At 71.6% G+C, this 20,911-nt stretch carries 23 protein-coding genes; 10 read left to right on the forward strand and 13 right to left on the reverse strand.

What is annotated here, in order from left to right; translation table 11 throughout:
* Nucleotides 1–48: 48 nt before the first annotated feature.
* The gene (locus IF11_RS0120220) at nt 49–966 is read left to right on the forward strand and encodes a LysR family transcriptional regulator (RefSeq protein WP_030353064.1); all 918 of its coding nucleotides are present in this window, start codon (nt 49–51) and stop codon (nt 964–966) included.
* Nucleotides 967–1,076: 110 nt separating this feature from the next.
* Here the strand turns inward: IF11_RS0120220 and IF11_RS0120225 are convergent, their stop codons facing one another.
* Both IF11_RS0120225 and IF11_RS0120230 read right to left on the reverse strand, forming a co-directional pair.
* Nucleotides 1,077–1,541 carry a Rieske (2Fe-2S) protein gene (locus IF11_RS0120225; protein WP_030353065.1) on the reverse strand — a complete coding sequence of 155 codons (465 nt, stop codon included), beginning with the start codon at nt 1,539–1,541 and terminating at the stop codon, nt 1,077–1,079.
* Between the two features lie 80 nt (nt 1,542–1,621).
* Entirely contained in the window at nt 1,622–3,730 is a 2,109-nt protein-coding gene (locus tag IF11_RS0120230) for a S9 family peptidase (RefSeq protein ID WP_030353066.1), read from the reverse strand.
* A gap of 104 nt (nt 3,731–3,834) precedes the next feature.
* On the opposite strand from IF11_RS0120230, the gene IF11_RS0120235 reads away from it, so the two are divergent.
* The 7 genes from IF11_RS0120235 (at nt 3,835) to IF11_RS0120265 (ending at nt 10,130) form a co-directional block, all read left to right on the forward strand.
* Entirely contained in the window at nt 3,835–4,704 is an 870-nt protein-coding gene (locus IF11_RS0120235) for a HipA family kinase (protein WP_030353067.1), read from the forward strand.
* Nucleotides 4,701–5,084, forward strand: coding sequence for a DUF3037 domain-containing protein (locus tag IF11_RS0120240; RefSeq protein WP_030353068.1), 384 nt, complete (start codon nt 4,701–4,703; stop codon nt 5,082–5,084). The genes IF11_RS0120235 and IF11_RS0120240 overlap by 4 nt, the downstream gene beginning before the upstream one ends.
* Before the next feature lie 317 nt (nt 5,085–5,401).
* Complete coding sequence (gene fabG / locus IF11_RS0120245; RefSeq protein ID WP_030353069.1) at nt 5,402–6,163, forward strand: 3-oxoacyl-ACP reductase FabG; 762 nt, start codon at nt 5,402–5,404, stop codon at nt 6,161–6,163.
* A gap of 17 nt (nt 6,164–6,180) precedes the next feature.
* Complete coding sequence (locus tag IF11_RS0120250; protein ID WP_051746082.1) at nt 6,181–6,969, forward strand: SDR family oxidoreductase; 789 nt, start codon at nt 6,181–6,183, stop codon at nt 6,967–6,969.
* Nucleotides 6,970–7,076: 107 nt separating this feature from the next.
* Nucleotides 7,077–8,657 carry an ABC transporter substrate-binding protein gene (locus tag IF11_RS0120255; protein WP_030353071.1) on the forward strand — a complete coding sequence of 527 codons (1,581 nt, stop codon included), beginning with the start codon at nt 7,077–7,079 and terminating at the stop codon, nt 8,655–8,657.
* Nucleotides 8,658–8,748: 91 nt separating this feature from the next.
* Nucleotides 8,749–9,441 (forward strand): uracil-DNA glycosylase, encoded by a 693-nt coding sequence (locus tag IF11_RS0120260; RefSeq protein WP_030353072.1) that lies wholly within the window; start codon nt 8,749–8,751, stop codon nt 9,439–9,441.
* Nucleotides 9,442–9,581: 140 nt separating this feature from the next.
* Nucleotides 9,582–10,130, forward strand: a complete 549-nt coding sequence (locus IF11_RS0120265; protein ID WP_030353073.1) for a hypothetical protein — start codon at nt 9,582–9,584, stop codon at nt 10,128–10,130.
* A gap of 63 nt (nt 10,131–10,193) precedes the next feature.
* On the opposite strand, the gene IF11_RS0120270 is transcribed toward IF11_RS0120265, so the two are convergent.
* The 3 genes from IF11_RS0120270 to IF11_RS0120280 all read right to left on the reverse strand — a co-directional run bounded on the left by IF11_RS0120270 (nt 10,194) and on the right by IF11_RS0120280 (nt 11,991).
* Nucleotides 10,194–10,643 carry a hypothetical protein gene (locus IF11_RS0120270; RefSeq protein ID WP_030353074.1) on the reverse strand — a complete coding sequence of 150 codons (450 nt, stop codon included), beginning with the start codon at nt 10,641–10,643 and terminating at the stop codon, nt 10,194–10,196.
* Between the two features lie 133 nt (nt 10,644–10,776).
* Nucleotides 10,777–11,316, reverse strand: coding sequence for a DinB family protein (locus IF11_RS0120275; protein WP_420894632.1), 540 nt, complete (start codon nt 11,314–11,316; stop codon nt 10,777–10,779).
* A gap of 66 nt (nt 11,317–11,382) precedes the next feature.
* Nucleotides 11,383–11,991 carry a TetR/AcrR family transcriptional regulator gene (locus tag IF11_RS0120280; protein WP_030353076.1) on the reverse strand — a complete coding sequence of 203 codons (609 nt, stop codon included), beginning with the start codon at nt 11,989–11,991 and terminating at the stop codon, nt 11,383–11,385.
* A 108-nt stretch (nt 11,992–12,099) separates the two neighbouring features.
* Between IF11_RS0120280 and IF11_RS0120285 the strand changes: the two genes are divergently transcribed.
* Both IF11_RS0120285 and IF11_RS0120290 read left to right on the forward strand, forming a co-directional pair.
* Nucleotides 12,100–13,311 (forward strand): FAD-dependent monooxygenase, encoded by a 1,212-nt coding sequence (locus tag IF11_RS0120285; RefSeq protein ID WP_030353077.1) that lies wholly within the window; start codon nt 12,100–12,102, stop codon nt 13,309–13,311.
* Nucleotides 13,312–13,384: 73 nt separating this feature from the next.
* Nucleotides 13,385–14,293, forward strand: coding sequence for a Gfo/Idh/MocA family protein (locus IF11_RS0120290; protein WP_030353078.1), 909 nt, complete (start codon nt 13,385–13,387; stop codon nt 14,291–14,293).
* On the opposite strand, the gene lnt is transcribed toward IF11_RS0120290, so the two are convergent.
* The 8 genes from lnt to IF11_RS0120330 all read right to left on the reverse strand — a co-directional run bounded on the left by lnt (nt 14,214) and on the right by IF11_RS0120330 (nt 20,901).
* Entirely contained in the window at nt 14,214–15,752 is a 1,539-nt protein-coding gene (gene lnt / locus IF11_RS0120295; RefSeq protein WP_037728143.1) for an apolipoprotein N-acyltransferase, read from the reverse strand. The two genes, IF11_RS0120290 and lnt, sit on opposite strands and share 80 nt — an antisense overlap.
* Before the next feature lie 117 nt (nt 15,753–15,869).
* Complete coding sequence (locus IF11_RS0120300) at nt 15,870–16,328, reverse strand: nuclear transport factor 2 family protein (RefSeq protein WP_030353080.1); 459 nt, start codon at nt 16,326–16,328, stop codon at nt 15,870–15,872.
* A gap of 97 nt (nt 16,329–16,425) precedes the next feature.
* The gene (locus tag IF11_RS42160) at nt 16,426–17,433 is read right to left on the reverse strand and encodes an NADase-type glycan-binding domain-containing protein (protein WP_165840706.1); all 1,008 of its coding nucleotides are present in this window, start codon (nt 17,431–17,433) and stop codon (nt 16,426–16,428) included.
* Nucleotides 17,372–17,674 carry a hypothetical protein gene (locus IF11_RS41615; RefSeq protein ID WP_211266753.1) on the reverse strand — a complete coding sequence of 101 codons (303 nt, stop codon included), beginning with the start codon at nt 17,672–17,674 and terminating at the stop codon, nt 17,372–17,374. The genes IF11_RS42160 and IF11_RS41615 overlap by 62 nt, the downstream gene beginning before the upstream one ends.
* A 1-nt stretch (nt 17,675) precedes the next feature.
* Nucleotides 17,676–18,251, reverse strand: a complete 576-nt coding sequence (locus IF11_RS0120315) for a phage tail protein (RefSeq protein WP_030353083.1) — start codon at nt 18,249–18,251, stop codon at nt 17,676–17,678.
* 3 nt (nt 18,252–18,254) lie between these two features.
* Nucleotides 18,255–20,207: a putative baseplate assembly protein gene (locus IF11_RS0120320; RefSeq protein WP_030353084.1), complete on the reverse strand. Its 1,953-nt coding sequence runs from the start codon at nt 20,205–20,207 to the stop codon at nt 18,255–18,257.
* On the reverse strand, nt 20,204–20,614 hold the full coding sequence (locus IF11_RS0120325) for a GPW/gp25 family protein (protein ID WP_030353085.1): 411 nt from the start codon (nt 20,612–20,614) through the stop codon (nt 20,204–20,206). Before IF11_RS0120325 ends, IF11_RS0120320 begins: the two co-directional genes overlap by 4 nt.
* A gap of 5 nt (nt 20,615–20,619) precedes the next feature.
* Nucleotides 20,620–20,901: a PAAR domain-containing protein gene (locus IF11_RS0120330; protein WP_030353086.1), complete on the reverse strand. Its 282-nt coding sequence runs from the start codon at nt 20,899–20,901 to the stop codon at nt 20,620–20,622.
* Between the last annotated feature and the right edge of the window lie 10 nt (nt 20,902–20,911).

Below are 20,911 nucleotides of genomic sequence, written 5' to 3' on the forward strand. Positions count from 1 at the left end.
CGTAGAACAAGCGAGATTATGTGCACCACTCTGATTAGTATTGCTTACATGTTGAATCTGGAGCGCCTGCGCACGCTGGATGCCCTGGCCCGCCACGGCTCGGTGAGCGGCGCGGCCGAGGGGCTGCATGTCACCACCTCCGCCGTCTCCCAGCAGCTGGCCAAACTGGAGCGGGAGGTGGGCCAGCAGTTGCTGGCCAGGAACGGGCGCGGCGTACGGCTCACCGACGCGGGACGGCTGCTCGCCGACCACGCCGCGCGGATCCTCTCCCAGGTCGAGGTCGCGCAGTCGGACATCGAGGCGCAGCGCGGCCGGGTGGTCGGGGAAGTGCGGATCTCGGCCTTCCCGACGGCCGCCCGCGGGCTCTTCCCGCTGGCGATCCGCGCGCTGCGCGAGGATCATCCGGAGCTGCGGGTCCGCTCGCGCGAGGTGGAACCCGAGGCCGGGATCCGCGGCGTCATCAGGGGGGATCTCGATCTCGCCGTGGTGCTGGACTGGAGCAACAAGCGGCTGCCGGTGCCCGGCGGGCTGGCGACGGCGCATCTGCTCGACGATGTCCCCGATGTGGCCATGCCCGCGGACCATCCGCTCGCGCACCGGTCGGAAGTGGACCTGGAGGAGTTCGCGGACGACCCCTGGGTCTCCTGGCCCGAGGGCGAATTCTGCTACGAGTGGCTGATGTTCACGCTGCGCTCGAAGGGGTTCGAGCCGCGGATCGCGCATCTCGCGGGGGAGTACCACACGCAGCTCGCGCTGATCGCGGAGGGACTCGGGGTCTGTGTCGCGCCCCGGCTGGGCCGCGGCCCCGTGCCGGAGGGCGTGGCGGTCGTGCCCGTACGGCAGCGGATGCGCCGGCACGTCTACGCCGTGTGGCGGACGGACGCGGACCGCCGTCCGTCGATCCGGGCCGCCGTCGAGGCGCTGGGGGAAGCGGCCGGGGCCGCGAACCAGCTGGTCGGCGGCTGACCGGAGGGGGAGGACGGAGTGGGGCGGCCGGAGGACTTCACCTTCTGCCGACGAAAAGTGGAGCCCGCCGGCCGCCGGTCATGGGTGGGGGGATTCGGCCACGCGTCGGATCACGCGAGCGAGATCGAGTCCCCGGTGACCTTGATCGGCGTCGCGGGCAGCGGCTGCGTCGCGGGTCCGGCCTTCACACTGCCGTCCGCCACGCTGAACTGGCTGCCATGACACGGGCAGTGGATGATCCCGTCGGAGATGTCCTTCACGGCGCAGCCCGCGTGGGTGCACTTGGAGGAGAACGCCTTGAACTCGCCCGCCGTGGGCTGGGTGACCACCACGCCCTGGTCGGCGAAGACCATCCCGCCGCCCTCCGGGATCTCGGTGGTCTTCGCGAGGACAGCGGTCAGTCCCGCACCGCCGCCCGCGTCGTCGTCGGGCGTCGCGGGCTTCCCGGCAGCGGACTCCGCCGGAGTGTCCGAGCCGCCGCACGCGACCAGCGCCGCCGCCAGCCCCGTCGCGCCCGCCGCCGCGACCACGGTCCGGCGTGCGACGACCCGTGCGGTCCCCTGCGTTCCCGTCATACCGAGCTCCGTTCCCTGATGGGCTCTGCGCCGGCCGGTCGGCCGTTCAGCGATAGGTACGGCTATACCCGCCGCCGTGTTCAGATACCGAGAGACTTCCTGAGGAAGTCGAGTTCGTGGCGCAGTAGAGTGTCCGCCTGCCCCACACGGGTGACGAGATGGCCTGCCCCCAGCAGCGGCAGTACGGAGTGCGGCCGGCCCGCGGCGAGCAGCGCGGCCGAGAGCCGCAGTGTATGGGCGGGGAACACATTGTCGTCGGCGAGTCCGTGGACGAGCAGCAGCGGCCGGGTCAGCCTGTCCGCGTACGGGATCAGCGAACAGCGGTCGTAGTTCTCGGGCTGGATGCCGGGATGGCCGAGGTAACGCTCCTCCCAGTACGTGTCGTACAGCCGCCGGTCGGCCGGCGCCGCGCCCGCGACCGCCGCGTGGAACACCTCGGGACGGTGCAGTACGGCCGCCGCCGCCAGATAGCCGCTGAACGACCAGCCCCGGATCCCCACCCGCGCCAGGTCCAGCGCGTCGTACCGCTCGGCCGCCGCGTGCAGCGCGTCGATCTGGTCCGTCAGGACGGGCGTCAGCCGGTCCCCGAGGATGGCCCGCTGCCACTCCACACCGCGCCCGGGGGTGCCACGCCCGTCCGTGGCCAGTACGGCGAACCCCTGCTCCGCGAACCACTGGCACACGGCGGTGTACCAACCGCCGCCCTTCGTCACGACCTGCATGCCGGGGCCCGCGTACGGGCTGAGCAGTACGGGCAGCTTGCCCGCGTCCGGTGTGTACCAGGACGGAAGATGCAGCCGGCCGCGCAACTCCCGCTTCCCGAGGGCCAGATGGACCGGCTCGGGGGTGACCAGCGGCTGTTCGGTGAGGACCGCGATCCGGCCCGACGGGGCGCCGCCGCGTACCACCGTGACCGTGTGTCCGTCCGGGGTCCTGCTGTCGAGGACGACGGTGTCGCCGCCCGCCGAGGCGGTGTGCACTCCCGGCTCGTCCGTCAGCCTGACGAACCCGGTGTCCGGGGCGTACGACCAGACATGGGTCTCTGTGGGCTCCTCGCTCGCGGTGAAGAGGACCCGCTCGCCCACCGCGCCGAGCACCGCGCGGACCTGGAGTCCGTCCGGCGCGAAGGCGTCGCCGATCCGCAGGGAGCGGGCGTCGCCGCGTACGCACGGCAGGACCGCCCTCCCCGACGCGGTGTGCAGGGGAGCGCCCGGCGGCCACTCCCCCCAGTGTTCGTCGGTCTGCCGGAACAGCCGCTCGACCTCGCCGTCGGCCGGGTCGACGCCCAGGACCCATAGTGTGCGCTGGTCCCGGGTCTGGAGACCGATCACTGGCCCGCCGCTCTTCTCCCAGCCGGCGCTGACGACATACTCGAAGGCCGGGTCCCGCCAGACACCCGCCGGAGCCTCGTCCTCGGGGGCGCGCTCCGGCAGCCGTACGGGGATGTGCCGGCCGTCGAGCCTGACAACGCGCAGCGACGTCCGCGCGTTGGCGGTGCCCGCCGCCGGATACGGCACCGCGCGCGGCGCCCGTGCCGGATCGGACGGATCGCCGAGGTACCAGCGGCGCACCATCGAGGTGTCGACCCGGGCCACCAGCAGGGCGTCCCCGTCGGGCGACCACCAGTAGCCGCGCGTCCTGCCGATGGACTCCGCGGCGGTGTGATCGGCCATCCCGTAGGTCACATCGGGGGTCTCGGGCTCGGCGAGCGGCCGGTCGTCCGTACCGTCGGTGCGTACGACGCGCAGCGCGCCGCCGCTGACATAGGCGACGTGCGCGCCGTCGGGCGAGGGACGCGGATCGACGACCGGGCCCTCGGTGCGGACGCGCCATGGAGCGCCGCCGTCCGTCCGTACGACCCAGAGGGCGCCGGCCAGCGCGTATGCCACCACGCGCGCCTCGCGGTCGGTGGCGTACCCCACCACTCCCACCGAGGTCTCGCGGGCCCGTTCGCGGCGTATCCGTTCCGCGTCGGAGACGGGCATGTCGCCGGTGGGGTCCGAGGGGTCGGCGAGAATCCGCTCCTCGCCGTTCTCGTACAGCCACAGCCGGCTGCGCGGATCGACGCCCGACACGGACCGTACGAACAGCACGCGCTCGCCGTCCGGTGACACGGTGAACTGCCGGGGGACACCCAGCGAGAAGCGGCGGGTACGGGCGAACTGCAGCGGAAAGCCGGTGGTCTCCATGGTCTCCAGGTCTCTCTCACGGGCACGCCGAGGGAACCCCGGGCGTGTTCTGACAGGCGAAAACGACCGAGCGGCGCTTCACCACCCCGAAGTAACCTGGCGCAATGCTCACCGAAGTCACCGCGACCCGCTATGTCACGCCCTTGCGTGAGGGCGGCTCGCTTCCGGGGATCGTCGAGGCCGACGATCTCGGTACGTACGTCATGAAATTCACCGGCGCGGGACAGGGCCGCAAGACCCTGGTCGCGGAGGTGATCTGCGGACAGCTGGCCCGCAGGCTGGGGCTGAGAATCCCCGAACTGGTGCGTATGCAACTCGACCCTGTCATCGGACTCTCCGAGCCGGACCAGGAAGTACAGGAGTTGCTGAAGGCGAGCGGTGGGCTGAACCTCGGCATGGACTATCTGCCGGGATCGATCGGCTTCGACCCGCTAGCTTACCAAGTGGGGCCGGAGGAGGCCGGGCGGATCGTCTGGTTCGACGCGGTCATCAACAATGTCGACCGCTCCTGGCGCAACCCCAACATGCTTGTCTGGCATGGTGACGTGTGGCTCATCGACCATGGCGCCACCATGATCTGGCACCACAACTGGCCCGGTGCGCGGGCTTCCGCGGCGAAGCCGTACAACGCCTCCGACCATGTACTCGCCTCCTTCGGACCCGATATCGCGTCGGCCGCCGCCGAGCTGGCGCCGCTGGTCACCGAGGAGTTGCTGACGGAGGTCACCGCCGACGTACCGGACGAGTGGCTGGTCGACGAGCCCGGCTTCGAGTCCACCGACGCGCTGCGCCGCGCGTATGTGGAGCCGCTGCTCGCGCGGGCCGGCACGATCCACGAGCGCATCACCCTCGACGCGCCCACCACGAACGGCCCTTCGCGGGCGCCCGGTTGGCTCGCCGACCGGCTGACGCCCGGAGCGCGGACCACGCGGCGGACGGCGAACGAGCAGAGCGTGAAGGACGGCGGCCAGTGAGCACGAAGGACGTCTACGAGTACGCGCTGCTGCGGGTCGTGCCGCGTGTCGAACGCGGCGAGTGTTTCAACGCGGGCGTGCTGGTCTACTGCCGCGCCCGCTCCTACGTTTCGGCCAGGACCCATCTGGACGAGGCCAAGCTGAGGATCCTCGACCCGGGCGCTGATGTTCTGGGGGTACGGGCGGCGCTGCACGCGGTCGAGAGCGTCTGCCGTGGCGGCGACGCGGCCGGGCAGGCGGCGGACGACGACGCGGGCAGGCGGTTCCGGTGGCTGATCGCGCCGCGCTCGACCGTCGTACAGCCGGGTCCCGTACACACCGGATTGACGGACGACCCGGCGGCGGAGGCCGAGCGGCTGCTCGCTCTGCTGGTGCGCTGACGAGCGGCTCGCGGGGGCGATGCGATGCGGGCGGGTTGATGCCCGGGGTGTGACGTCCGCCCCGGATCCCGCCATCGGCGCCGTCGGCCGTTGACACCGCGTGCCGTGGCTTCTAGCGTCTGTCTGCTGGACCTACTAAGCGGTTGCTCAGTGGTCTTGGTGATCGGGAGCCGCAGGAGCCTAGGCGCTGTCTGACAAATAGCGCCGTCCGCCCGGAGGGCGGGGCTCGCGGCGTCTGGCACGCGGCGAGCGTGCGTGCCAGGCGTCGCGGGCCAGGCGGGATTTGTCGGACAGGGCCTAGGGCGAGGAGAACAGGGATGTCCACCATCGAGCAGCGCGTAGCCATCGTGACCGGGGCGGCGCGCGGCATTGGCGCCGCCACCGCGGTACGGCTGGCGGCGGAGGGCCGCGCCGTCGCCGTACTCGACCTCGACGAGGCGGCGTGCAAGGACACCGTCGAGAAGATCACCGCGGCCGGCGGCACGGCACTCGCCGTCGGCTGCGATGTCTCCGACAGCGCGCAGGTGGAGACCGCCGTCGCGCGGGTCGCGGCCGAGCTGGGGGCGCCGACGATCCTGGTCAACAACGCGGGTGTGCTGCGGGACAATCTGCTCTTCAAGATGAGCGAGTCCGACTGGGACACCGTGGTGAACGTGCACCTCAAGGGCGCGTTCCTGATGGCCAAGGCGTGCCAGAAGCACATGGTGGACGCCGGGTTCGGCCGTATCGTCAGCCTCTCCTCCAGCTCCGCGCTGGGCAACCGCGGCCAGGCCAACTACGCGGCGGTCAAGGCCGGTCTCCAGGGCTTCACCAAGACCCTCGCCAAGGAACTCGGCAAGTTCGGCATCACCGCCAACGCGGTGGCGCCCGGCTTCGTCGTCACGGAGATGACCGCCCAGACCGCCGCCCGTATCGGCATGGGCTTCGAGGAGTTCCAGGCCGCCGCGGCGGGCCAGATCCCGGTGCAGCGCGTCGGCAGGCCGGAGGACATCGCCAACGCCATCGCCTTCTTCGCGGGCGAGGAGGCCGGCTTCGTCTCCGGCCAGGTCCTGTACGTCGCCGGCGGACCGCTCAACTGAGGCCGGGGGAAGAGGAGATGACGGAGCGGACGCGGCAGCCGGAGTCCGAGCGGCAGTTGCCGGACAGCGGGAAGGTCGCCCTGATCACGGGCGCGAGCAGGGGTATCGGATACGGAGTGGCCGAGGCGTTCGTCGCCCGCGGTGACCGGGTGTGCATCACCGGCCGGGGCGAGGACGCGCTCAAGGAGGCCGTGGAGAGGCTCGGTTCGGACCGGGTGATCGGCGTGGCGGGCAAGGCACACGACGAGCAGCACCAGGCGACGGCCGTCGCCCGTGTCATGGAGACGTTCGGCCGGGTCGACTTCCTGGTCAACAACGCGGGGACGAACCCGGTCTTCGGCCCGATGGCCGAGCTGGACCTGAACGTGGCCCGCAAGGTGTACGAGACCAATGTCATCTCGGCGCTCGGCTTCGCGCAGCGGACCTGGCGGGCCTGGCAGAAGGAGAACGGCGGCGCGATCGTGAACATCGCCTCCGTCGCCGGGATCTCGGCGTCCCCCTTCATCGGCGCGTACGGCATGAGCAAGGCGGCGATGGTCAATCTGACCCTTCAGCTGGCGCACGAGTTCGCGCCGGCGGTACGGGTCAACGCCATCGCGCCCGCAGTGGTCAAGACCAGGTTCGCCCAGGCGCTCTACGAGGGCAGGGAGGCGGAGGCAGCGGCTGCCTACCCGATGGGACGGCTCGGGGTGCCCGAGGACATCGGCGGCGCCGCCGCGTTCCTCACCTCCGACCAGTCCGACTGGATCACCGGCCAGACGCTGGTCGTCGACGGGGGCATCTTCCTCAACACCGGGGTGGGGTGACGATTCCCGGCCCCAACCTCTCCAAAAGCCCCACCGGATCAGCGTATTGATCCGGTGGGCGCTGCGGTATGGTCTGCCGATCCATGGCTGAACAAGGAGCGTGTTACGTGTTCAACCGGACAATTCGGCGGACCGCCGCAGCTCTGGCGGTCATGTCTCTGCTCGCGGGATGCGGCCTGTTCTCGGACGATGACGCGGAAGCCGAACGGAGGATAACCGTCGGCACGACGAGTGAGCCGAGCACCCTCGATCCGGCGGCGTCCTGGGACAACTCCTGGGAGATGTTCCGCAATGTCTTCCAGACCCTGGTGAGCTTTCCGACCGGCAGTTCGTATCCGCAGCCCGATGCCGCGCGGAAGTGCCGGTTCACCGACGCCGCCAACCAGGTGTTCCAGTGCGTGCTGCGTGACGGACTGAAGTTCTCCGACGGCGAACCGCTCGACGCGGCGGCCGTCAAGCACTCCTTCGACCGGATCCGGAAGATCAATGTGCCGGGCGGACCCGCCGGTCTGCTGGACTCCCTCCGTACCGTGGAGACGAGCGGGGACGACACCGTCGTCTTCCGGCTGCGCAAGCCCGACGCGACCTTCCCCTTCATCCTCGCCACGCCCGCCATGTCCCTCGTCGCCCCGGCCGAGTATCCGATGGACAGGCTGCGGCAGGACAGCGGGATCACCGGCTCCGGGCCGTACGTACTCGCCTCGTACGCCGACGGGGACCGGGCGGAGCTGAACCGGAACAAGGACTACCGCGGATTCGCGAAGCACCGGAACAACGCCGTCACGATCCAGTACTTCAAGGACTCCGACACGGTCTTCCGCGCCCTGCAGAAGAAGGAGATCGACGCCATCTACCGGGGTCTCACCTCGGAGCAGGTCGTCGAACTCCAGCACAAGGGGCCCCGGAACAAGGATCTCCAACTGGTCGAGACCGTCGGCGCCGATATCCGCTATCTGGTGTTCAACCCCGCCGATCCGGCGGCCGGCAAGCTCGGGGTACGCCGGGCGGTGGCGCAGATCGTGGACCGCGACGCGCTCGTGGCGAAGGTCTACCAGGGTACGGCCGAGCCGCTGTACTCGATGGTCCCCAAGGGCATTTTCGCGCACACCACCAGCTTCTTCGACCAGTACGGCGACCCCGATGTGAACGAGGCGAGGGCGATCCTCAACGGCGCGGGCATCAGCGCGCCCGTGCCCCTCACGCTCTGGTACACCACGGACCGCTACGGGTCGGGGACGGCCGCCGAGTTCACCGAGCTGAAGCGCCAGCTCGAAGCGTCGGGGCTGTTCAGGATCACCCTCCGGGGCAAGCCGTGGAAGCAGTTCCAGGCGGGCTACCAGAAGGGGGAGTACCCCGTCTTCGGGCGCGGCTGGTTCCCCGACTTCCCGGACCCGGACAACTTCATCGCGCCCTTCGTCGGCACGAACAACGCGCTGAGCACACCGTACGAGAGCCCGGAGATCACCCAGAAGCTGCTGCCCCGGTCGCGGCGGGTGAGCGACCGCGCCGCGGTGAACGCGGAGTTCGCGCGCGCCCAGGAGATCTTCGTCGATGACGTACGGCTCCTCCCGCTGTGGCAGGGCAAGCTGTACGTGGCGTCGACCGACGACATCGGCGGCGGCGAGCGGGCGCTCGATCCGCAGACGGTCATGCAGATGTGGGAGCTGAACCGGAAAGCCAGCTGGTAGCGGCCTTTGTCACCAGCCGCCGGAGGCCGTTGTCAGTGGCCCCCGGTAGGTTCAGTGGTGCACAAGTGATCGCTTACCGGAGGTTGTTGACGTGACCGACACCGACATGCTGCCCGAGTCCTGGCGCGGCGTCCTCGGCGATGAGCTGCAGAAGCCCTACTTCAAGGAGCTCGCCGAGTTCGTCGAGGAGGAGCGGGCCAAGGGGCCGGTCTATCCGCCGCGCGAAGAGGTCTTCGCGGCGCTCGACGCCACTCCGTACGACAAGGTGAAGGTCCTCGTCCTGGGCCAGGATCCGTACCACGGCGAGGGGCAGGGGCACGGCCTGTGCTTCTCGGTGCGGCCCGGTGTCAGGACTCCTCCCTCCCTGCGGAACATCTACAAGGAGATGAAGGAGGAGCTGGGCCTCCCGGTGCCGGACAACGGCTATCTGATGCCCTGGGCCGAGCAGGGTGTGCTGCTGCTCAACGCGGTGCTGACGGTCCGCGCGGGTGAGGCCAACTCCCACAAGGGCAAGGGCTGGGAGAAGGTGACGGACGCGGTGATCCGCGCCGTGGCCGAGCGGCCCGACCCGGCGGTCTTCGTCCTGTGGGGGGCCTACGCGCAGAAGAAGCTGCCGCTGATCGACACGGAGCGGCATGTGGTGGTGAAGGGCGCGCACCCCTCGCCGCTGTCCGCGAAGAAGTTCTTCGGGTCGCGGCCGTTCACCCAGATCAACGAGGCCGTCGCCGCGCAGGGGCACGAGCCCATCGACTGGCGCATCCCCGACCTGGGCGACCGCGGCTGATCCGCCGAGCCTGCCGACAGGCTCGGGTTGTCCGCCCGAGCCTGAAGGTCATGGCCTGTCATGCCGGATAGCGTCGTGTTCGTCGGATGTACTGGACGGCGTGCGGGACGGCACATGGACGGCATGCGGAGGCGGCGGTAGTGAGGGAGCGGCAGGAGGCGTCGGAGGACGCCGTCATGACCAGGATCGGGCAGGCGGTCATACTGCTCCACGGCGGCGACCGCGAGGAGGCGCGCAATCGGTTCGGCGAGCTCTGGGCGGAGCTGGGGGAGGCGGGCGACGCGTTTCACCGCTGTGCCCTCGCGCACTATATGGCGGATACGCAGGACGACCCGGGCGATGAACTGGCCTGGGATCTGCGGGCGCTGACGGCCGCGGACGGGCTGGGGGAGGAGTCGGCGGCTGAGCGCGGGGTGGGCGGCGGTCGGGCGGACGGCGGCGAGCCGGGCGGCGGCCGGTGGGCGGAGGCCCGGGAGGGTGTGCCCGGGGCCTCTTCGGTCGTACGGGCCTTCTATCCGTCGCTCCATCTCAATCTCGCCGCCGACTATCTGAAGCTCCAGCGGCCGGAGGCGGCGCGGCTCCATCTGGACCGGGCGCGTGACGCGGCGGACGCCCTGGGGGCCGAGGGGGATGTGAACGGGGTCCGGGCGGGGATCGACCGGCTGGAGCGGCTGTTGCGCGAGCGGTGACAGCGCGAGTGGCAGAGAGATTGGGGGCTGGGGGGCGACGGTGCGGGGCGGTGCGGGACGGGGTCAATCGCCGTAGGTGTCATGGCAGATGCGGGCCTGGGGGCTGTCCTTCGGCCACTGGCCGTACCGCTCTCCGAGGGCGCAGACATCGGCGATGGCCGGTGCGGACGACGGCGCGGAATGCCGCTGTTCCTTGGGGTGGTCCTGAGTCCGCGGCTCAGGCCGGGACGTGGCCGGGGGCCGATCGGAGCCGCTGATCCAGTCCGGGGCCGGCCGGTCCTGGGCCGGCGGGCGGGCTTCGGCGGAGGAGCGCGGCGCCGCTTCCGGGCCGGGCGGGGGGACGGCCGCCTCCAGTGCTTCCTTGGCCGGGGCCTCGATGATCAGCGGCTCCGGCGCCCCCGGGCCCTGGATGCCGCTGCTCGTTCCCGGGCGCGGCGCGGGACCGGGCGAGGGGTGCGGCTCCACGGCCACACATCCGGAGACGGCGGTGACCGCCACCCCCATCAGGATCATCGCCGCGCTTCTCGTTCGGTTGGTTCGGTGCACTCGGGCAACTCTGCTGGCTGGGGGCGCTGTTGGGGAGCGGAAGAGCGCGGATTGGCCCGGACGGGTGACACCGGGCCCGCGCGCCGCTCCCTCGGTCGGGTCAGTCGCCCGTCGTGCCGTCGATCCGTTCGCGGAGGAGATCGGCGTGGCCGTTGTGCCGGGCGTACTCCTCGATCATGTGGGTGTAGATCCAGCGGAGGTTGTACGGGTCGCCGGTGTGCCGGCTGGGCGGTCCTTCGCCGAGGTCGTCGAGGGAGCGCGGCGCGGCCAGTTCGCGGGCGCGGGCGATCTCGGCGCGCCAGGTGGTGTACGCCTCCTCCCAGGTGTCGGCCTCACCGGGGTGGAGGTCGCCGTCCGGGTCGGCGTCGGTGCAGTAGAGCGGCGCGGCCCGCTCGTCGGCGAGCCGGTTACGGAACCAGCCGCGCTCCACCTCGGCCATATGCCGTACCAGACCGAGCAGCGTCAGATCGGAGGGTGGAACGCACGCCTCCTTGAGCTGTTTCTCGTCCAGGCCGGAGCATTTCAGGGCCAGGGTCTCGCGGTGGTAGTCGAGCCAGCCCTCCAGCATCTCGCGTTCGCCGGCGAGGGTGGAGGGTTCGGTGCGCTCGGGTGCTGCCTCAGCGGTTGTCATGGCGGACATCCTCATGGATGAGCCGCCGATGTGGCGAGGGCTTAATCGTCCCGGGCGGCTCGTCGGCTCGGCCGCTCAATCGCCCGGGGTCCCGAGCATTCCGCGCAGCAGCTCGGTGAATCCGAGGCGCAGCGCGTCCAGGGAGGGTACGGAGTCGTGGTACGAGCCCGCCGCGCAGGAGAACATCAGCCCCTCGCACCAGGCCACCAGCGAGAGCGCGTGCCGCTCGGGGTCGGTGGAGCCCGCCGCCGTCATCATCGCGACCAGTGGCTCGCGGAACTGCCGTCCCGCCGCGTCGTAGTAGGCCCGTAGCTCCGGTCGGCGCGTGGCCTCAAGCGCCAGTTCGTAACGGGAGACGAGCAGTTCGGGGTGGCCGGTCAGATAGCGGTGCAGCGCGAGCGCCAGCGCGTCGACGGGTGCGCCCCGGCCACCCGTGCCGACGGGCATCTCGTCCGGGGTGAGCACCCGCGCCTCGCGCTCCGCCTGCCGCCGTACCGCCGCCTCCAGCAGCGCCTGCCGGGTGCGCGCGTGGTTGGAGGTGGAGCCCTGGGGCAGCCCGGCCAGCTCGTCCACGGCCCGGTGGGTCAGCCCGCGCATGCCGCGCTCGGCGAGCAGGGTGAGGGCGGTGTCGGCGATCAGTTCGGCGCGGGAGGACCCGGTGGAGCGTGTGGAGCGTGTGGCCATGGAGCCAATCTATCCCGCGCACTACAGCTGTAGTACGGTGATGGTGAGGTCACTACAGCTGTAGTTCCGGCTGCGGTGCGAGAAGCGATCCGAGGAGAGTGAGACGTCATGGACCAGCCCCGCGCCCTCGTCATCGGCGGTGGAATCGGCGGACTGACCGCGGCCGTGGCCCTGCGTCAGCGGGGGTGGGCGGTCACCGTGCTGGAACGCGCGCCGGAACTCACCCCGGTCGGCGCGGGACTTGGCCTCGCGCCCAACGCGCAGCGCGCGCTCGATGTCATCGGCCTCGGCGACCGGGTCCGCGCCCTCTCCGCCTGGCAGGGCGACGGCGGGCTGCGCGCCCCCGGCGGTCGCTGGCTCTCCCGTACGAGCAGCGAGGCCGCGGCCGACCGCTTCGGCGGCCCCCTCGTCCTGGTCCATCGCGCCACCCTCGTCTCCCTCCTGGCCTCCGCCCTGCCCGAAGGCGTGGTACGCACCGGTACGGCCGCCGTGCTCACCGATCCGGGCGGTGGCGGCCGGCCGGCTGTCGTCAGCACGCCGGACGGCGAGCTGGAGGCCGAACTCGTCGTGGCCGCCGACGGCATCCGCTCCGCCGTACGCCAGGCGCTGTTCCCGGATCATCCCGGCCCGCGCTACACCGGATTGACCACCTGGCGCGTGGTCGTCCCGGCCCCCGAGCGGCCGTTCGCGCCGCACGAGACCTGGGGCCGGGGGCGGTTGTGGGGCACCCAGCCGCTGAAGGACGGCCGTGTCTACGCGTATGCCATGGCCACGGCACCCGAGGGTGCTCACGCGCCCGAGGACGAGCGGGCGGAGCTGCGCCGGCTCTTCGGCGACTGGCACGATCCCGTACCGGCGATCATCGACGCCGCCGATCCCGGGCAGGTGCTGCGCCATGACGTCCATGAGATGGCCGTACCGCTGCCCGCGTACCACAGCGGCCGGGTCGCCCTGCTCGGTGACGCCGCGCACGCGATGCAGCCCACGCTCGGTCAGGGCGGCAACCAGGCCATCGAGGACGCCATCGTCCTCGCGCACCATGTCGGACCGGACGGCGACTTCGGGGCGGCCGCCGAATGCGTCGGTGGGCTCGCCGCCTACTCCGCCGACCGGCTGCCGCGTACCACCGCGATCGTCCGCCAGGCCACCAGAACGGGCCGGATGACCGCCGTCAGCAATCCGGTCGCCGTCGCCGTACGGGACGCGCTGATCGTCGCCGTCTCCCGCTTCGGGCCCGGACTCATCCTGCGCGGCTTCGCCGGGATCGCCGACTGGCGGCCTCCTCAGCACACGTATGCTTCCGGGACACCACGTCAGTAATGCGGACAGACATGCGGACAGATATGCGAACCCGCATGTCAGCGACGCGTAAGGACAGGCTGGGGAGGCCCTTGTGAAGGTTGGCTGCATCGGGCTCGGCGACATCGCGCAGAAGGCGTATCTGCCGGTGCTCACCACACTGCCCGGGGTCGAGCTGCATCTGCAGACCCGTACCCCCGCCACCTTGACGCGTACCGCCGAGATCCACCACATCCCGGCCGAGCGGTGCCACGCCGATCTCGACTCGCTGCTCGGCCAGGGCCTCGACGCCGCGTTCGTGCACGCCCCGACCGCCGTGCACGCCGAGATCGTCACCCGCCTCCTGGAGGCCGGCGTACCGACCTATGTCGACAAGCCGATCGCGTACGAACTCGCCGACTCCGAGCGGATCGTGCGCCTCGCGGAGGAGCGGGGCGTGAGCCTCGCCGTCGGCTTCAACCGCCGCTTCGCGCCCGGGTACGCGCAGTGCCTGGAGCATCCGCGCGAGCTGATCCTCCTCCAGAAGAACCGGGTGGGTCTCCCCGAGGACCCGCGCACCTTCGTCCTCGACGACTTCATCCATGTCGTGGACACGCTGCGCTTCCTGCTCCCGGGACCGGTCGAACACACCGATGTACGGGCGCGGATCCGGCAGGGACTGCTGCACCATGTCGTCCTCCAGCTCTCGGGCGACGGCTTCACCGCGATCGGCGTGATGAACCGGCTGAGCGGCTCCACGGAGGAGATCCTCGAAGTGTCGGGACAGGACACCAAGCGTGCCGTCCACGATCTCGCGACGATCATCGACCACAAGGGGCAGCCGAGCGTCCGGCGGCGCGGCGACTGGGTGCCGGTGGCCCGCCAGCGCGGTGTCGAGCAGTGCGTGCTGGCGTTCCTCGACGCCGTACGGGCCGGAAAGACGGTCAGCGCGAGGGATGCGCTGCTGACTCACGAGCTGTGCGAGCGGGTGGTACGAGAGGCGCTGGACCAGTCCACCGCCTGAGCGAACGCGCGCCCTCCACCGCGAGGAACGCCGCCAGGACGACCAGCGCGCCATGCACCGCCCAGTCACCGAACCGTACGTAGAGGGTCGTACCCCGGGCCAGGGGGAGGTCGAAGACCTCGGCGGTCGAACGATCCGTTCCGATCGAGCCGCCGACCCGTTCGCCCTCGGGGCCGAACACCGCGCTGACGCCCGTGAGCGTGGCGTGCACCATCGCCCTGCCGGTCTCCGCGGCCCGCAGCGCCGCCAGTGAGGCGTGCTGCTCCGGCGCCCAACTGTCCTGGAACGACGAGGTGGAGGACTGCGCCACCAGCACCTGCGCGCCGTCCCTGACCAACCGCCTGCTCATATCGGGGAACGCCGACTCGAAGCAGATCAGCGGACCGAAACGCAGTCCGCCCCCGCCCTCGCCCGGCAGCACCATCACCGACGGGCGGGTGCCGCGAATACGGTCCTCACCGGCCGCTTTGCCCACCGACGTCACCCAGCCCAGCGCGGCACGGGCCGGGATGTACTCGCCGAAGGGCACCAGCCGCATCTTGTCGTACACATCTCCCGTCGGACCGTTCGGCCCCACCAGGACAGCGCGCTTGAATATGCCCGCCCGGCCCGTCGGGTCCGTACTGCGCGCATCGACGTTGACCAGGATCTCGGCGCCGACCGTGCGGGACAGTACGGCGATCCGCGCCGCCAGATCGGGCCGGGCCGCCAGATCGGCGCCGACGCTGCTCTCGCCCCACACCACCAGATCGAGATCCTGTCCGGCCAGCGTGCGGGTCAGTTCCTCGCCGCGTGCGAACCGGCGCTCCACCGCGTCCGCGCCGGCGACGACGCCCGGCTGGACGACCGCGATCCGTGCCAGGCCCGACCGTTCGGGCTCCGGCGCCCACCACCCCACCGATCCCACGGTGACGGCGCACACCACGAGGCCGAGGGCCGCCGCGCTCCGCGCCCGGGGCACCGATATGAGCAGGGTCAGCGCGGTGTTCACCGCGACCACCAGCAGACTCACCAGCCACACCCCGCCCACCGAGGCGAGCCGCAGCGCGGGGGAGACCTCCCACTGGCTGGCGCCGAGGAGACCCCACGGTCCGCCAAGTCCCTCCCAGGACCTGACCAGTTCGACCATCAGCCAGCCCGAGGGGAGCACGGCCAGAGCGACGGTGGCACGCCCCACGGACGGCGCGCCGCCGAGCACGGCGCGTACCAGCCATGCCCACGGCGCCCACAGCAGCCCCAGCAGCGCCGCCAGCACCACGATGAACACATGAAGGCTCGGTATCAGCCAGTGGTGCACGGCGATGATGAAGCCGAGACCGCCCAGCCAGCCGTCCAGCGCCGCGCGGCGGCCCGTGGGCGCGGACCGTATGAGCAGCATCCAGGGCACCAGCGCCCCATACGCCAGCCACCAGAGGGACGGCGAAGGAAAGGCGAGGGCCGGAAGCGCGCCCGTGGCCACGGCGGACGCGCCGCGCCTCCTCGCCTCGCCCGTCCTCGTCCGTGTAGCAGTCCCTTCCCTCGATCGGGGGAACCGAAGCGGATACGGAGCCGGCGCGTCCGGCGGGTGTTCCGCAGGTCAGCCGAGGCCGGCCGGTACGGAGGCGCGCCGCCACTTCTCCTGGACGGTCACGGTGCGCAGCTGCCAGCCCTCCTCACCGCGCAGCAGCCCGAACGTGAACCCGCCGCCGCTCATCAGGTCCTCGCCCGACTCGTGCCGCAGCGGACTGAGATAGTCGGCCCGCAGCTCGGCGCGGTCGCCCGGATAGCCCCCGAGGTCCTGGATGCGCAGCCGCCGGTTGACGATCAGATGCTGACGGACGGTGAAGGGCCGCAGCGTGCCGGCCAGCCAGTCGGCGATCTCGGCGGCGGGGCCCTCGATACCGCCCGCCGCGGTGTAGTCGGCGCGGCCGTCCGGGGTGAACAGGGCACGGAACCCCGGCCAGTCGGCGTCGTCCATGGCCACGGCGTAGCCGGTGATCACCTCATCGATCGCCAGACGGTCCATCACGGTCGCGAGATCCACACGCTGTGTCATCGGCTCAGTCTCCGGCAGGGGGAGCCCCAGGCCAAGGGCCATGAGTGGTCGGATCGACATCCGGACACCTACCTGGCCCATTCGGCGCCGCCCCAATTCAGCGCCGTCCGAAGAACTCGATCTCGGCGACGGCGGGTCTGCGGCCGGGACCGTTGCCGTAGACATCGTCGATCGCGAGCCGCACCCGTACGACGTCCGAGCCCCGTACGTCGAAGGTCTGCTGGCCCGGCTGGTCCTTGAGCGTGATCCTCTTCTCGGTGAGCTCGTCGGCGGCGGAACGCAGCGTCACGGTCAGCGCGGCGGGCCGGGCCTGCGCGAGGAACTCGTCCTCCTTGGCCGACCGGCCCGCGAAGACGACCAGCTTGAGCATCCGTACCGGCTCCTCGAAGTCGGCCTCCAGATACTCACCGAGCCCGGGCCCGGCCTCGGCGGGGACCCAGAAGCGATTGGTGTACGTGTCGAACGCGTCCCGGGGCGGGTGGTCCGACAGCGCGCTGGAGCCGCGGACACGGATGGGGCGCAGCTCTTCGGGAGTGCCGGTGCTGTCCTTGGTGAAGTCGAACGCCTCGGAAAGATGCGGGCGTACGAACCAGACGGCGGCGGCCAGGATGACGAGGGTGAGCGGAATGGCCAGGCCGGGGCGGCGCCACAGGCGACGCCTGGGACGCGTGCCCGCGGCCGGCAGGGCGCGCCGGCGGCTGCGTCGGCCGAGGATGCGGCGCCACCACGAGAGCGGCAGTTCGGGCGGCGGTCCCGGATCCAGCAGCAGACCGCAGCGCAGACAGAGGGTGCGGTCGGGAGTGTTCTCCGTACGGCAGTTGGGGCAGCGGACGGCGGGTCCGCGGTCCGGGCGCGGCGCGGCGTCGGGGTCCGGCCCGCCGGCCGGCTCGTCGGGTTCCTCCCCGGGGCCGGGTACGGGGGAGTCCAGCCGGTCGCCCGGGCGGCGGGGACCCGCGGCGACGGGCTCCGGGTCGGGGGCCGGGGCTGGGGCCGGGGGTGGGGTCGGGGCTGAGACGGGGGCGCTGGTGGCGGGGGCCGGCGGCTCAGGAGCGGGAGGATCTGAGGGTCCGGGTACGGGAGTTGCTGCCGGTCCCGGTGCGGGCATTGCTGTGGGTGTGGGTGTGGGTGTGGGTGTGGGTGTGGGTGCGGGTGCGGGTGCGGGTGTAGGTGTAGGCGTTGGAGTTGGAGCCGGTGTGGCTGCCGGTGCGGGCGTTCGCCGCGACGATCCGGAATCCCCGGCACCGGTCCCCGTACCGGACCGCTCCGCGTCGCCCCACTCCAGGAACGTCTCGCAGGACGCGCAGAACGCCGTGCCCGGCGCGTTGCGGTGCCCGCACTCGGGACATGTCATGGCCGCTCCCCGGGACCGCCGGACGACGCCTCGGCCGAGGGCAGGATCTCCACCGCGTACCCGATGTGCGCGGGGATCTCCCCTTCGATCAGCTCCTCCAGACCGACCCGGTCCACCGCGTCCGGCTCCGGTACCCGCAGCCGTACGACCACCCACGGGCGCTCCTCGCCCGGCAGTTCTGTGTGGGGGGTCAGCGACCAGCCGGCGCCGCCGCTCTCGGCGATCTCCGGCTCCACACCGGTCCGCCGCAGGACCGCCTCCGCCAGCCCGCCGCGTGTCCCCCGGCGGCTGTGCCGGGCCACCGCCTCCGTCACCGCCGTCCGCCGCTCGCCGACGGGCGCCTCGCCGTGCGGCTCGGCTGCCACCCACTGCGCCACCCAGTCGAGGAAGTCCTCGGGCGCGCTGCGCGGATCCAGATGCGCGGGCAGATTGTCGAGGGTCAGCTGGATCGGGGCGAGCACATCGTCCAGCGCCGAGAGGAAGCGTCCCAGGAAGTCCTGCTCCAGATAGAGCGCGGGCAGCAGCTCGACCAGCGGATGCGGCGAGGACAGCCCCGCGACGGTTCCGCGCATCGCTCAGACCTCCCGTATCCGCAGCTGGTGTTCGTACGAGAAGGCCAGCGCGTGCCGGTCGAGCGTGATCCTCGTCGTCGCGTCACCCCGCTGCCCGGTCATCGGGTCCGCCGGGAAGAGCCGTACGTCCTCCACCAGATTCACCTCCGGCACCCGCTGGAGCACCGCGAACGCCTCACCGGACTGGATGGGCCGCCCGAACGGCCAGCCCTGTCCGTCCGGGCCGCCCGTCAGCGGGTTGAAGTAGCCGTAGAGCGCGGCGAGCGCGGCCTCGCGCAGCCGTTCGGGCACGGCGCCCCGGCGCGCCTGCACGAAGGCGACGACGGTCACGCCCTGGTAGAACGGCGGCTCCACCATCAGCCGGGCCCCGAGCGGACGCCGGTCGTCCAGATGCCCTTTGATCTGCGCCATCGTGTCCGGCGGCGGGATCAGTTCGTCGAAGCTGATCCGGCCCTGTTCGTCGCTGCGCCCGGCCGGTACGACCAGCAGCCGCACCCCGCCCGCGTCCGCCTCCCGGCCCTCCCGTACGCAGTGCACCCGCGCCGCGTCCGGGGCCACTTCGCGGGCCAGCAGTTCGTAGTCGTGCGGTACGACGGCGCGGTGCAGCGTCCGCAGCGTCATCGGCCCGCGCACCCTGGCGCTCTCCACCGTCTCGCCGTCGACCCCGCCCAGCGCGGGCCGCCGGTTCTCCACCCGCGCCACGAACGGCAGCGAGCTGCGCAGGACGCGCAGCGCGCCCCTGGCGACATTGCCCCGCCTGCCCCCGCCCGTGCGGTAGCCGCGCACTCGTACCGCGCTGCCCTTGCGCGGGACCGCGCCGTAATACCGCAGGCCGCCGTCCTGTTCCCGTACGGCGGGACCGAAGTCCACCCGGCCGGAGTTGGGGTCAAGGGTGATGTGACGGTCGTCGGGTCCCGAGTGGGCGAAGTCGTCGACCCGGGTCCAGTCGGCCCAGCCGGACCCCTCGTCCGGGTCCGCCACCTCGACCACGAAGTCGCCCGGGACGACGGGCGGTCTCGCGAGCCGGAAACTCTGTCCGGGAACGCCCTCCGCCGGACCGAGGACCTCGTCACGTACCGTCTCGGCGTGCGCGGCCTCGACCGTCGCGCCGATCGTGAAGGCCGTGATCCGGCGGACGGTCGGCGGCGCCACATAGCTGGGCTGGCCGGGCTCGGGCTCAAGCAGCCGGCAGCGCAGCCAGCCGGCGGTACGCCGTACGACCGCCGAGGCGGTGTGGGTGCGCGGCAGATGGAGGATCAGCTCCCCCGACTTGTTGAAGCCGCCGGTGTCGTCCTTCTCGATCTCGCAGGCCCGCCACTCCGTGCCGTCCCACGCTTCCCAGCGCAGCGGCGGGCGGCGCGGGTCGACGCCCACGCCCTCGACCCGGCAGTCGAGCCGCAGGACGACCACGCCCATGGGCACCGCGGCGGAGAGGCCCACATAGAACGCGTCGCCGGGGGTGGGGGTACGGCTGAAGCAGGGCACCTCGCGGCCGAGCGCCAGTTCCTCGGACCGCTCCACCGCCTCGCCGTCCGCCGACCAGGTGGCCAGATACGCGAACGAGCAGGGGACGATGGACAGCGGGTGGCTGGTGGTGAAGACCACCGCTTCCTCGGTCTCGGTACGGACCGTGGCGACCTCGGTGCCCGCCCTGACCCGTACCGGCTCGGGCTGGGGCGCCGAGAGCCGGAACGTGACCTCCGTACGGGCCGCCGTCGGCGGATAGAGCCGTACCCCGATGAGATCGAGAAAGGTCAGATAGTTCTTCTCCGGCACCCGGTTCAGCCGGTAGACGAGCTGGTCGACCATGGTGGCGAAGGCCTCGATCAGGGTCACCCCGGGGTCGGAGACATTGTGGTCGGTCCACTCGGGACAGCGCTGCTGCACCAGCCGCTTGGCCTCGTCCACCAGGCCCTGGAAGCGGCGGTCGTCCAGATCGGGGCTGGGAATCGTCACGCGCCGTCCTCCTCGTGCTGCGGGATCACATAGAACGGGAATACGAGATTCCGGGGGTCGTTGGAGCCGCGCACCGTGTAGCCGATGTCGATATAGAGGACCCCGTTGTCCGCCTCGTCGAACCGGACCGTCACGTCCGCCACCTCGATACGGGGTTCCCACCGCTCCAGCGCGAGACGCACCTCGTACGCGAGCTGCCCCGCCGTGCCCGCGTCCGCCGGGGCGAACACGTAGTCGTTGACGGCGCAGCCGAACTCGGGCCGCATCGGGCGCTCGCCGGGCGAGGTGGCCAGGATCAGCCGGATCGACTCCTCCAGCGCGCGTTCGCCGCCAACGAGGGCGATGGAGCCGGTGGCGTCCGTACGCGGCGGGAAGGCCCAGCCCGCGCCGATGAACTGCTCTCCCATGGCGCTCAGCCCCCGATCAGCACGGTCGGGCAGCCGGTCACGACGGGCGAGCCGCAGCCCGCCCGGTCACCGACCCGGGCCGCCGGGTTGCCGCCGATCAGTACGGAGGAGCTGCCGGGCCCGACGATCGCGGACGGCGGATGTACGGCGGGAGGCGGGGCGGCACACTGGTGCGGGGTACCGACCGTGGCGGCGGGTCTGCCGCCGATCAGCACCGACGGTACGCCCGGCGGGCCGACCGTACCGGGGTGACCGGTGGGGTCGCCGACGCGTGCGGCTGCCGACATCTGTGCGTGC

Source organism: Streptomyces scopuliridis RB72 (assembly GCF_000718095.1).
GTDB classification, from domain to species: Bacteria; Actinomycetota; Actinomycetes; order Streptomycetales; family Streptomycetaceae; genus Streptomyces; species Streptomyces scopuliridis.

Coding starts and splice junctions, on each gene's coding strand:
- IF11_RS0120270 (WP_030353074.1), bottom strand. CDS start 10,643: ATGATCCTGATGGGGGTGGCGGTCACCGCCGTCTCCGGATGTGTGGCC.
- IF11_RS0120315 (WP_030353083.1), bottom strand. CDS start 18,251: ATGCGCGGAACCGTCGCGGGGCTGTCCTCGCCGCATCCGCTGGTCGAG.
- IF11_RS41615 (WP_211266753.1), bottom strand. CDS start 17,674: ATGTCCCGAGTGCGGGCACCGCAACGCGCCGGGCACGGCGTTCTGCGC.
- IF11_RS0120230 (WP_030353066.1), bottom strand. CDS start 3,730: ATGGAGACCACCGGCTTTCCGCTGCAGTTCGCCCGTACCCGCCGCTTC.
- IF11_RS0120285 (WP_030353077.1), top strand. CDS start 12,100: ATGGACCAGCCCCGCGCCCTCGTCATCGGCGGTGGAATCGGCGGACTG.
- IF11_RS0120250 (WP_051746082.1), top strand. CDS start 6,181: ATGACGGAGCGGACGCGGCAGCCGGAGTCCGAGCGGCAGTTGCCGGAC.
- IF11_RS0120225 (WP_030353065.1), bottom strand. CDS start 1,541: ATGACGGGAACGCAGGGGACCGCACGGGTCGTCGCACGCCGGACCGTG.
- IF11_RS0120235 (WP_030353067.1), top strand. CDS start 3,835: ATGCTCACCGAAGTCACCGCGACCCGCTATGTCACGCCCTTGCGTGAG.
- IF11_RS0120280 (WP_030353076.1), bottom strand. CDS start 11,991: ATGGCCACACGCTCCACACGCTCCACCGGGTCCTCCCGCGCCGAACTG.
- IF11_RS0120330 (WP_030353086.1), bottom strand. CDS start 20,901: ATGTCGGCAGCCGCACGCGTCGGCGACCCCACCGGTCACCCCGGTACG.
- IF11_RS0120300 (WP_030353080.1), bottom strand. CDS start 16,328: ATGACACAGCGTGTGGATCTCGCGACCGTGATGGACCGTCTGGCGATC.
- IF11_RS42160 (WP_165840706.1), bottom strand. CDS start 17,433: ATGCCCGCACCGGGACCGGCAGCAACTCCCGTACCCGGACCCTCAGAT.
- fabG (WP_030353069.1), top strand. CDS start 5,402: ATGTCCACCATCGAGCAGCGCGTAGCCATCGTGACCGGGGCGGCGCGC.
- IF11_RS0120220 (WP_030353064.1), top strand. CDS start 49: ATGTTGAATCTGGAGCGCCTGCGCACGCTGGATGCCCTGGCCCGCCAC.
- IF11_RS0120325 (WP_030353085.1), bottom strand. CDS start 20,614: ATGGGAGAGCAGTTCATCGGCGCGGGCTGGGCCTTCCCGCCGCGTACG.
- IF11_RS0120275 (WP_420894632.1), bottom strand. CDS start 11,316: ATGTCCGCCATGACAACCGCTGAGGCAGCACCCGAGCGCACCGAACCC.